Source organism: Microcystis sp. CS-574 (assembly GCF_028329095.1).
Taxonomy (GTDB): Bacteria; Cyanobacteriota; Cyanobacteriia; order Cyanobacteriales; family Microcystaceae; genus Microcystis; species Microcystis ichthyoblabe_A.
Map to the genome: position 1 here is coordinate 1 of NZ_JAQMSY010000107.1, position 10,567 is coordinate 10,567.

Annotated in this window: 11 protein-coding genes and 1 pseudogene; 9 read left to right on the forward strand and 3 right to left on the reverse strand. The window is 40.2% G+C overall.

What is annotated here, in order from left to right; translation table 11 throughout:
• Window positions 1-7: 7 nt before the first annotated feature.
• Window positions 8-670, forward strand: a pseudogene (locus tag PN470_RS08575) (IS1 family transposase); the annotation flags it as partial.
• A gap of 219 nt (window positions 671-889) precedes the next feature.
• On the opposite strand, the gene PN470_RS08580 reads toward PN470_RS08575, so the two are convergent.
• The 3 genes from PN470_RS08580 to PN470_RS08590 all read right to left on the reverse strand — a co-directional run bounded on the left by PN470_RS08580 (window position 890) and on the right by PN470_RS08590 (window position 4,108).
• Complete coding sequence (locus PN470_RS08580; RefSeq protein WP_271937711.1) at window positions 890-1,576, reverse strand: ParB N-terminal domain-containing protein; 687 nt, start codon at window positions 1,574-1,576, stop codon at window positions 890-892.
• Window positions 1,577-2,926 carry an AAA family ATPase gene (locus tag PN470_RS08585; RefSeq protein ID WP_002792340.1) on the reverse strand — a complete coding sequence of 450 codons (1,350 nt, stop codon included), beginning with the start codon at window positions 2,924-2,926 and terminating at the stop codon, window positions 1,577-1,579.
• Window positions 2,927-3,166: 240 nt separating this feature from the next.
• A complete protein-coding gene (locus PN470_RS08590) occupies window positions 3,167-4,108 on the reverse strand; it encodes a serine hydrolase (RefSeq protein ID WP_103113216.1) in 942 nt (313 codons plus the stop codon).
• Window positions 4,109-4,218: 110 nt separating this feature from the next.
• On the opposite strand from PN470_RS08590, the gene PN470_RS08595 reads away from it, so the two are divergent.
• The 8 genes from PN470_RS08595 to PN470_RS08630 all read left to right on the forward strand — a co-directional run bounded on the left by PN470_RS08595 (window position 4,219) and on the right by PN470_RS08630 (window position 10,150).
• Window positions 4,219-4,881: a 4'-phosphopantetheinyl transferase family protein gene (locus tag PN470_RS08595; protein ID WP_271937714.1), complete on the forward strand. Its 663-nt coding sequence runs from the start codon at window positions 4,219-4,221 to the stop codon at window positions 4,879-4,881.
• Between the two features lie 95 nt (window positions 4,882-4,976).
• Complete coding sequence (locus tag PN470_RS08600; RefSeq protein WP_002752604.1) at window positions 4,977-6,110, forward strand: glycosyltransferase family 4 protein; 1,134 nt, start codon at window positions 4,977-4,979, stop codon at window positions 6,108-6,110.
• 55 nt (window positions 6,111-6,165) lie between these two features.
• The gene (gene clpS, locus PN470_RS08605) at window positions 6,166-6,459 is read left to right on the forward strand and encodes an ATP-dependent Clp protease adapter ClpS (protein WP_002758084.1); all 294 of its coding nucleotides are present in this window, start codon (window positions 6,166-6,168) and stop codon (window positions 6,457-6,459) included.
• Window positions 6,460-6,461: 2 nt separating this feature from the next.
• Window positions 6,462-6,746 (forward strand): DUF2103 domain-containing protein, encoded by a 285-nt coding sequence (locus PN470_RS08610; protein WP_002732155.1) that lies wholly within the window; start codon window positions 6,462-6,464, stop codon window positions 6,744-6,746.
• Between the two features lie 5 nt (window positions 6,747-6,751).
• Window positions 6,752-8,698, forward strand: coding sequence for a pentapeptide repeat-containing protein (locus PN470_RS08615; protein WP_271937718.1), 1,947 nt, complete (start codon window positions 6,752-6,754; stop codon window positions 8,696-8,698).
• A 243-nt stretch (window positions 8,699-8,941) separates the two neighbouring features.
• Complete coding sequence (locus PN470_RS08620) at window positions 8,942-9,208, forward strand: UPF0175 family protein (RefSeq protein WP_016515817.1); 267 nt, start codon at window positions 8,942-8,944, stop codon at window positions 9,206-9,208.
• A 257-nt stretch (window positions 9,209-9,465) separates the two neighbouring features.
• Entirely contained in the window at window positions 9,466-9,720 is a 255-nt protein-coding gene (locus PN470_RS08625) for a prevent-host-death protein (protein WP_103113213.1), read from the forward strand.
• Window positions 9,721-9,730: 10 nt separating this feature from the next.
• On the forward strand, window positions 9,731-10,150 hold the full coding sequence (locus tag PN470_RS08630) for a PIN domain-containing protein (RefSeq protein WP_016515819.1): 420 nt from the start codon (window positions 9,731-9,733) through the stop codon (window positions 10,148-10,150).
• Window positions 10,151-10,567: the final 417 nt, after the last annotated feature.

Genomic DNA, 10,567 nt, shown 5'->3' on the forward strand with positions numbered 1-10,567 from the left:
CCATAGGATTAAGAATGGTTCTATTCATAATGGAAAACCCAAACGTCAATGTAAAGAATGTGGTCGTCAGTTTGTGATCAATCCCACTAATAAAACCGTCTCTGACGAAACCAAACAATTAATTGATAAACTCCTACTCGAACGAATTTCCTTACGAGTAATTGCTAGAGTAACAGGAGTAAGTTGGTCATGGTTACAAAATTATGTCAACAATAAACTGGCGGCTGTCCCCGTCAAATAAAGGTTTCGGACAAACTAAAAGGTAAATTGGTTATAGAATGTGATGAGATGTGGTCTTTTGTTTTTTCTAAGACGATAAAGGTTTATATTTGGCGGTTAATTGATAGAAATACAAGGGAAATTATTGGTTGCTATGCGCGGAGATAGGAGTCGTCAATCAGCCAAAAAACTTTGGGGCTAGTTTACCAGGTGTTTACCGACAATGCGCGGTTGCTTACACAGACTTTTGGGAGTCCTATAAGACAGTAATTCCTAGTAAACGTCATCAACCAGTCGGAAAAGAAACTGATCAAACTAATCCTATTGAAAGATTAAATAATACCTTTAGACAAAGGATTTCTCGGCTGGTGAGAGAGAGTCTATCTTTCTCTAAAAAAATGGAGAATCACGTTGGGGAACCCTTTGGTATTTTATCCATGACTACAATGCACAGCAAAGCAAAGGATTAAGCCACCATCACTACTACCGAATCACCACCGGAATTGTTAAAAAAGCAGCTATTACTGGGGTAGTTGTCATAAGTTTTCTCTTTTCACCCTTCTTCTGGTTAATCTTTGCCCACTATCGGATCAGAATTTTTTCCTGATCTTCCATTATTATAACATCCATCGGTAGGGTGTGTTAAAGTAGCTCAACACACCCACAAAAATCAATTAGAAGTCAGCAAATAATCGACAAGCTTAATTAATCTTTTCTCTTTAACTCCTGACACTGGGCGATTTAGGATATCTTCCAAAGAATCAAAGGGCTTTTCTGAACGTTTTTTCAGAAAGTCATTAACAGATGCAGGTGGGATTCTCGCTTTGTTAAGTTGATTAGCGTCACAGGTATTCAAAAGCTCTAAAATCGACTTAGAAGGAGGAGAAGGAGGAGAAATAATAATTTTTTCTTCCAGTCTTTTGATTTCTTTTTGGTACTCCTCTCGGATTGCTTGTAACTGGGTTTCTAATCGTTTTTCAAGATTACTCATCCTCAATTCTAGAGGATTATCTATTTTTTCGGGCCTGGTAATTAACCCAGGAGAAGAGGATAATAACTTCATTTGCTGTAAAGCGATACTCTCCGCTTCTTTATCAACTACAAAAGCGTTAATCATCTCGATGTCAGGAACTTTCTGATTGGCGATGACAGAAGCATAATATTCTAAATCTCCACTGATAATATCATAACGTTCATCAACTTTTTTATTATCAGCTTTTTTGAGAATAGCAGGGCGAATAAGTCCACCCATTTCAATAATAAGATTGGCTAAATTCTCTAATTCAGTTTCGGAAAAGGTTTCTCTGGGAAGGGAAGGATTAATATCAGTAATATCGACTCGTAAAAATTTCCACATTTATTTAACTCCTATTTTAGCTAAAACTTCAATTGCTAAGGCTTCAAATTCTGCTGCTGATACTCCCGCATCAGCTTGATGTTCGGCATAATCGATTATAGATTGGGGGGCAGGAATTTCTAAATCTCCCACGGTAACGTATTGATTTATACAGCGAGATAAAGGCATTCTTTCCGAGATAGTCGATTCCATCAAAGGTAAATTATATTTGTCTGGAATCACTTGTTTTTGTTTGGGAAAATTATATTTTAAGTATTGAGCATGGGTGGAAATTTTGGAAGGTAAAACGCCTAAAATTTGTAGGGTTGGTTTACCCAAATCTCCACGACTTTCATTGATTTCCTCTTGAACAAAGTTTTTAACGCTATCTAATCCTTGATTAGAAAATGGTTTAAGATCAGAAGGGATTATCAGATAGTCAGCTGCAATTAAAGCAATGCGTGCATATAAATCAAGTGCGGGAGGTGCATCAATAATTACAATATCGTATTGATTATTTACTTTCTCTAATTTTCTTGCCAATCTAGCAAATACCGCCGCATTATCTTTAATTTTTGCTTGGTTAGCAATTAAAGATATGTGAGAGGGAATAACATCAATTTCTGGATGATTGAATCCTTGAGACTTTCTGACGATATTCTCAATAAAAATGCGGTTACTGTTATCTAGTAAATGAAAGACATTTTTATCTTTTAAATCATCGTCATCATCGAATTGAAACTTAATTAAACCAACGGCAAAGGTACTATTAGCTTGAGCATCAATATCAATTAATAATACTCGCTTGCCTTTTTTACTCAAAGCTGCCGCTAGATTGGTAGCGACGGTGGTTTTGCCAACACCACCTTTATGATGATAAATTGCGATGGTTTTCATGGGGTTTCTGTGGTTGATTGTTGGAGAATTGAGCGGTGGAATACCTAAAGATAAGGTTTCGTAACCAATCAGAGATTTTAACTGTTCTAAGTGAGAGGCAATTTCTAACCCAGAACATCTAAAAACTAAATAAATTTTATCGGGTTTTCTTCGATAAAGTTGAATCTCATCACCATTGGTTAATAATCCCCACTGCACTTTAAAATAGTTGAGATAATAACCTAAGCGGTGACGATGATTGATGAGCTTTTCTCTGGGATTTTTAGCCTCGATAATTAGACAGTGAGAGGCAAAAAACTGCCTTTTATTGATAGGTTTTTGAGCGGAAACAAGGAAATCTAAGCGGACTTTACCGAAGCTAACTTGTTGATACCAATGTTCGGCATTGTAGCCTAGTTTTGGGAGTAAATACTGGACAATTAGTTTACTCTCCACTTCCCTTTCGTTATGACAATGATGAGGATTGAAAGTCACACATTTGAGGAAATACTTAAGAACAACTTATTGTTAGTTTAAATGATGACAGTCCTTCTCGTCAAGGTGAAGCACAGACTAAACTTAATCGAGTATTTCAGCTGCAAGAACAAACCCCATCTATCCCAGAAAAGCTACATATTGAGATGCACATCAGTCAATTTACGGGTTCATGACAGTAGGATGTTTATCTAGCACTTTTGACAATGACAGAGAAAATCATCCTACCCACAGCTTCAATTAATTGAACTGCATAATTTTCTCGGCTACCTTCTGGGAAATAAAAGGTAAAATTGAGCGATTTTGACTGTTATCTTTTCCCTCGGTAAATACCACCAATAGATAGGGAGTATGATGGGGAATTTCAATATAGGCTGCATCGTGACGTACTTGACTTGTCCAACCAGCTTTTGACCAAATTTGACTATTTTCTGGTAATCCTTGTCCCAGAAATCCTAAGATTTGTGTATCATCTCCTTGACTTGTCCAATCAGCAGGATTAAGACTACGTTTTAGTAAAGACATCATCATTTGGGAACGTTGGGAAGAAACAGCAATCCCCCCAATAATAGTATGAATTAAACGCGCCACTGCATTGCTAGTCAACATATTGCGATTCTCCATTAATTCCCCTAAAAAAGCGCGTTCACGTCCATAGGGACCATCAGACCAAGTTTTTTGATTAACGTTAATTGTCGCTAATTCTGGCCAATTTAGGGATTGAAAATAACGATTAACTATGTTGCGTTGTTGCTTCCAAGTTTCAAAGGGACCGGCGGCAATTTCTGGACCGCTAGTGGTTCCCGTAACCAGATCTACAACTAAACTGGTAGCATCATTACTAGAGTCAACAATCATGTCACGAATGGCGCGATTTAATTCGCTGCTTTCGGCAATCATTCCCCCCTCTAACCACTCATGAATTGCTACTAGATAAAACAATTTCACTAAACTAGCGGGATAGGTTCTTTCTTGTCCGCGATAACTAAATCCGCGGGGGGAATATTTCCAGAATTCTTCGTGAGAAATTGCTCCCCCCGTGTTGACGATAACAGGAGGATCATATACTATCCAAGTTAGGGCAATTTGTTCTTGAGCTAATTGGGGAAATTCTCGCCAAGTTGTTTCTAAAATATCTGTACCGAAATGTTGGAGATGGTCTTCAGTATGAAAAAAGTTCATAGGTGTGCTGCAAAGTCAAGAGTTAGAAGGTGGATAAATTCTTGAGTCGGCAATTCTCATTTTACGGTAAAATTTACCGATAATTAATTATTTGAGTGCTTCTGAGTTTAATGTTTATATCTACCGATGAGGTTCATCTCTATTTTATCAGTCTTGATCCCTCTGGGGATAGACTAGAAAAACTGGCTTCTTTGCTCTCGGAAGATGAAATAATTAGAGCTAATCGTTACCATTTTCCCCAACACAAGCGGCGTTTTTTGGTGGCTAGGGGATGTTTACGCGAGATTTTAGGGTCATATTTGGCGATAAGTCCCGAAAAAATCGATTTTATCTACAGTGAACGGGGAAAACCGAGTATTAACTACCAATTACAGTTTAATCTCTCCCATTCCGAAGATATGGCAATCTGTGGCTTGACTTTAACCGCTCGCATTGGGGTAGATTTAGAGAAAATGCGCCAGATGAAAGATTTAGATAGCTTGACAAAAAGGTTTTTTTGTGCTAGAGAACACGAGCTTGTTGAAAAGTCCGCAGAGAAGGAAAAGCTATTTTTTCAGTTGTGGACGGCAAAAGAGGCTTATTTAAAGGCACTGGGAACGGGAATTAGCGGGGGACTCGATCGAGTGGAAGTAGGCCTCAATCCCTTAAAATTAGACAATGTGGCGGGGGAATGGCAATTATGGACAGCGGCAATCGGCGATAATTATCGAGCGACGGTGGTTATCGAAGGTAGCGATCGAGTGATTAAAACCTTTGGCCTTTCTGATCTATGATTAATTGGGGAGTTAATTGCCTTGAGAAATTCAGTAATTATTCCTAGCTATCTCAAAAAGCTTGCCCTTAATTATTACTTAACCTTGTTTTCTCTATGCGAATTGCTCTTTTTACAGAAACTTTCTTACCGAAAATCGATGGAATTGTCACCCGTCTTAAACATACCGTAGAACACCTACAAAGATTAGGTCATCAGGTATTAGTTTTCTCTCCCGATGGCGGTTTAAAAGAGTACAAAGGTGCTAAAATTCATGGAGTTACAGGGATTCCCTTACCCCTATATCCGGAATTAAAAATGGCTTTCCCCCGGCCTTCCGTCGGTCAAGCTTTAGAGAGGTTTAAACCTGACATTATTCATGTGGTTAACCCGGCTGTTTTAGGGGTGGGAGGCATTTATTTTGCCAAAACTATGAACATTCCCCTCGTCGCTTCCTATCATACCCATCTCCCCCAATACCTACAACACTATGGATTAGGTTCCCTAGAAGGATTACTCTGGGAATTATTAAAACTGGCCCACAATCAAGCAAGTTTAAATCTCTGCACTTCCACCGCTATGGTGCAAGAATTATCTAGTCGTGGCATTGAAAAGGTCGAGCTTTGGCAAAGGGGAGTCGATACGGAATTATTTCAACCTCATTTAAAATCCCCGGCTATGAGACTGAAATTATCCCAAAATAACCCCGATAGTCCTCTCTTATTATACGTCGGTCGAGTGTCGGCCGAAAAAGAAATTGATCGCATTAAACCAGTCTTAGAAGCGATTCCCGAAGCAAGATTTGCCATTGTGGGAGACGGTCCCCATCGGGAAGCTTTAACAAGTCATTTTGCCGACACAAATACCCATTTTGTCGGTTATTTACAGGGGTTAGAATTAGCCTCCGCTTTTGCTTCCGCAGATGCTTTTCTTTTTCCCTCACGCACAGAAACCCTCGGTTTGGTACTCTTAGAATCCATGGCTGCCGGTTGTCCGGTGGTGGCAGCAAATTCGGGGGGAATTCCCGATATTGTCACCGATGGAGTTAATGGTCATCTCTTCGATCCTAGGGATGAAAAAGGTTTAATTAGTGCCACCCAGAGATTACTAACCGCCAAGGCAGAAAGAGAGGAATTACGACGAAATGCGCGTCTAGAAGCGGAAAAATGGGCATGGCAAGCGGCCACCAAACAGTTATTAAATTACTATCACCAAGTTTTGAAGAATAATTCTGTGGCTTTTGCCGCTTAATTGTTGTCAAAATGCTCGAATTTAACCGCAAAAACCTTAACCTATTGTAACTTCTATGGCCAGCGCACCCAGTACCACCTTAGATAAGTCCACCCAAGGGGTGAAAAAGACTTATCCCAACTATAAAGTTATTGTTCTCAACGATGACTTTAACACCTTCGATCATGTGGCCAATTGTTTAATTAAATATATCCCGGATATGACTACCGATCGAGCTTGGGAATTAACTAATCAAGTTCACTACCAAGGACAGGCAATTGTCTGGACAGGTCCCCAAGAACAAGCGGAACTTTATCACCAACAATTGCGACGGGAAGGATTAACCATGGCTCCCCTAGAGGCCGCATAATTATGAATAATGGTCGCTTAGTTTGGAATCATTCTACTCATATACCGGGGTTGATTGCGGTATTAGAAAAGTTAATTACTTATCAAGGAATCACCACTGTCACCCCCGGGGTACTTTCTCGCTCAAAAGGTCATTGTCCGCGGTTACAATTGCGGATATCAGTGCCAATTCGTGGTGGTTTTAAGCTGATTGCGAGGACAGGAAAAAGTGTTCAGGAAGTCTTTGTTATTACCGATTTAAACCAAGAGGACTTAGAAATGGCTATCCAAGCTTGTTTAGGAAAATAACTGTCGTGGGTGCGTTGTTGAAAAGCTGCTGGTTACTAATCATTGTTCTTCTGTTTTTCTGTTTACATTCTCTCCCTAGTTTGGCAGTAGTGGATAGGGTTCCTTTAACAGTAACTTTATTGCAGGAACGTTTAAGCGCACCCGTCCTTAAAGAAGGGATGACTACTATCGATTTAGCCAATTTAGTTATCGATATCCGCGATGAAAATAAGGAACTACAAGAACAATTTTATCAACAGATTCAAGGTCAAATTAATCGCGCTAAACAACCCCTAGGTTTAGATTTTAGTAATTCCTTAATTCAAGGCAATTTTATCGCTTCCCGTCTGGGTTTACCGACTCCTTTAACAAAAGTGGCCCTTGCTACCTTGTTATCACCCACAGAAGAACAGTTATTACAACAGGACGAAAATTTTTTATTCGATAGCGATGAACCGGTTTTTAATGTCACAGTATTTCGTGGACCGGTGAAGTTGCAGGGAACTGTATTTATGGGAGAAGTGGACTTTTCTAAGACTTTTTTTCTGCAAATTGTCGAAGCAATGGCAGCAAAATTTAGTCGTGAAAGTAATTGGGTAGAATCGCGTTTTGCTAGGGTGGCAAAATTTACAAAAGCTAATTTTATGGGAGATGTAAATTTTAGTCAAAGTCAATTTTTAAATAAAGCCATCTTTCGCAGCGTACATTTTAAAAGTATTACTAACTTCCATGGCAGTCATTTTACTGCTGAAGCTTATTTTGATCAAACTAAATACGATAAACTCGCAGATTTTACCCGTACTTTCTGGCAAAAAGAAGCTAATTTTTACCAAAGTCAATGGCGAGATCGTCCGCTATTTTCTAAGAGTAGATTTTTAAGTTTATTAACCTTTAGAAATGCCACTTTTGAAAAATCAGGCGCTTTCCGGTCTAGTTATTTTAATGGTGTCGTTAGTTTTCAAGATGTGAAACTTTTAGATCAGGTAGATTTTAGTAATTCCACTTTTACTAAAAATAGTTATTTGAGTGTATCGGGATTAGCTTTTGATTCCGATAAAGCTAAAATCCTAGGAGATAGAGGAGTAATTGGTCAGGCAATTTATTTACCAAACCTAGCAGGAAATGAGACAGTTTTAAGAAATTTAGTTCGTAATTTTCGCTCCCTAGAACAAATTGCCGATGCTAATCAAATTGAATACAAAACCGAAAAATTGCGATTACAACAGTTAAAAGAAAAACTAAATAATATCTCATTTATTCGCCTAATTAACCTCACTTGGGTAGCTGATTTTCTGCATACTTCTTTCCTTACTTTACTATTACTCTTAAGTCAAGATGGTACAAATTTTAGTTTAGTTTTCGGGACAGGAATCATAATTTTTGCCTATTTTGGCTGTTTATTTTGGTTAATTGATCGCGTGCGTCGTCTCACTCCTAAACCAGTAATTCCTAGTCGTTATGAAATCTTTTGTATGGTAACTAGCTATATTATTCTCACCCTTTCTGGTGTGTTTAATATCCTGCAATCTGCCAGTCGTCCCCTACTAACTTTAACAGCTATTGCCCTAATTCTTGTCCCCTTACCCCTAATTTTAATTATCGAACTTTATCGTCGGGGACGCTATCACGATTTAATGGATAGTTCCTATTTTCTGCAAGATGGTAGTATGCGACAATTACGCTTATTAATCACCCGTTTACCCGTGGTTCCCGAATTTCCCCTCTTTCGCGATCGTTATACTCCTATTTCTTGGCAAAAGCGTTGGAATTGGTTAAATTATTATGATTTAAGTCTCAATAATTTGCTAAAATTAGGCTTTAATGATTGGCGAGTTCGCGATCGAGAATTACCCGCTATTATTTCTTTTTTAGTTTGGTATCAATGGGGTATCGGCATCTTTTATATTACTCTCCTTCTCTGGACTCTCTCGCGCACGATTCCGGGGTTAAATCTCTTGATTTATTTAAAATAAACTGTAAAAATCAAAGAGGGCGAATGCAATTCGCCCCTACAATCCTATTATTACACCAATGGTAGGGGCGCATCGTGATCAGTGAGTTTATCGAACTGCGTGCGCCCAAAATGTCCTATAGATATTTCGACCAAATTGAGATGCACCCAAATTATCCCTATTCTTCTTCCTTCCACACAAAAACTGGAAGAGCCATCTATTTCACCTATGATAAAACTAACTGGTAGCGACTCCGATAATTTTATGAAAATCACTGTTGATATTCCCGACGAAATCGCCCAGAGATTAGGTCAAACAGGCGATAATTTGGCTCATAAACTGCTGGAAATGGTTATTGCTGATGCTTACCGTGCCGGTATCTTGAGTACGGCCGAAGTTGGACGCATCCTTCAATTACCTTCTCGGTTAGAAACTCATGCCTTTTTAAAGCGGATGGGAGTCTATCTGAATTATGATGAAACTGAACTGGAACGCGATTTGCAAACTCTCAAAGAACTCAGAGCGAAATGATAGTTGTTTCTGACACTTCTCCGATTTGCTACCTGCTCTTAATTGACCAAATTATGATCCTACAAGAACTGTATGAGCTTGTGGTCATTCCTGAAGCTGTAGCTGATGAAGTGAACTACTCTCAACGGAATTGAGAGTAGTTCAAGAGTAACCTTTGAACGTCTCCAAGAAGCTGGCTTTTGGGTTGCACCCGGCCTACAGATTTTTCTGCTAAAATTATCTACACAACAGTACACAAGCGGGAAAAGCAATAGTCTATGCTAGAAAAAATCGGAATGGGAGAATTCCGGGATCATCTCGCCAAATATTTGAGTTCTACTACTCCCATCGCCGTCACTTGCCAGGGTCAGACGGTGGGCTATTTCTTGCCGGCACGACCGCAGCCATCGGAAGCGGAGATCGATGGGTTAAAACGCGCCGCCGAGAGGTTGGATGCGCTTTTACGCGAACAGGGACTTTCTGAAGATGCGCTCGTTCGCGAATTCCGTCAACTCCGGGAAGGCGAGCGTTAGGCTTTCTGCCATGACGAAAAGAATCGTTCTGGATGCCAATATTCTCATCCGTGCCGTGTTGGGGAAAAAGGTACGGGAGATGATCGCTCGGTTCGCTCCCACGGTAGATTTTTTTACGACCGATCGCTGTTACGCCGACGCAAGGCGATATTTACCGATTCTTTTCGAGAAACGCGACCTAGGGAGCGAGGACGCGATGGCAGTCTTGGAAGGTTTGACCGGTTGGGTGCGGATCGTGGATAACAGCCTGTACGCTTCTTACGAGGGGGAGGCTAGAAAACGCATCGCCGCGCGGGATGTGGACGATTGGCCAGTCGTGGCGCTGGCTTTATTGCTGGAATGCCCGATCTGGACGGAAGACGCGGATTTTTTCGGCACGGGGGTGGCAACCTGGACGAGCAATCTGGTTCACCTGTATTTCGGTGAGTGAACGACGGCGATCACAACAATATCCGATATTCTGGTGAATTCGTAAGAATCGAAGATATCCCGCCGTAGTCGGTGGGTATCTCCCTGGGCTAGGTGCGCTTCCCAACTTTGCGAGCGTTGGATGAGTTTGGCTAGGGTTAATCTCAGACCGGCTAGATAGGGTTTGCTGAATAAATTTGAAATGTAGGCAAAGTAAAGGTTTTGGGGCTTTTCTCGCTCCCACAGGTGCAAGATTTTGAGAGAATCGTCGTTCAAAACCTTGCGTCTTCATCGGCCCGCGTCCTGTAGGGGCGAAGCATTCGGACAATAACCTATCGGTGAAAAGGTAGATTTTCTATCCGAATGCTTCGCCCGTACTTATTCAGCAAACCCTAGATAGAGCTTGCTGAATAAATCTAAAAACTCTGTTGGATTGGAG

Excerpts from the sequence above, each read along its gene's own strand:
- PN470_RS08580 (WP_271937711.1), bottom strand. The coding sequence starts at position 1,576 with ATGTGGAAATTTTTACGAGTCGATATTACTGATATTAATCCTTCCCTT.
- PN470_RS08590 (WP_103113216.1), bottom strand. The coding sequence starts at position 4,108 with ATGAACTTTTTTCATACTGAAGACCATCTCCAACATTTCGGTACAGAT.
- PN470_RS08595 (WP_271937714.1), top strand. The coding sequence starts at position 4,219 with ATGTTTATATCTACCGATGAGGTTCATCTCTATTTTATCAGTCTTGAT.
- PN470_RS08600 (WP_002752604.1), top strand. The coding sequence starts at position 4,977 with ATGCGAATTGCTCTTTTTACAGAAACTTTCTTACCGAAAATCGATGGA.
- clpS (WP_002758084.1), top strand. The coding sequence starts at position 6,166 with ATGGCCAGCGCACCCAGTACCACCTTAGATAAGTCCACCCAAGGGGTG.
- PN470_RS08610 (WP_002732155.1), top strand. The coding sequence starts at position 6,462 with ATGAATAATGGTCGCTTAGTTTGGAATCATTCTACTCATATACCGGGG.
- PN470_RS08620 (WP_016515817.1), top strand. The coding sequence starts at position 8,942 with ATGAAAATCACTGTTGATATTCCCGACGAAATCGCCCAGAGATTAGGT.
- PN470_RS08625 (WP_103113213.1), top strand. The coding sequence starts at position 9,466 with ATGCTAGAAAAAATCGGAATGGGAGAATTCCGGGATCATCTCGCCAAA.
- PN470_RS08630 (WP_016515819.1), top strand. The coding sequence starts at position 9,731 with ATGACGAAAAGAATCGTTCTGGATGCCAATATTCTCATCCGTGCCGTG.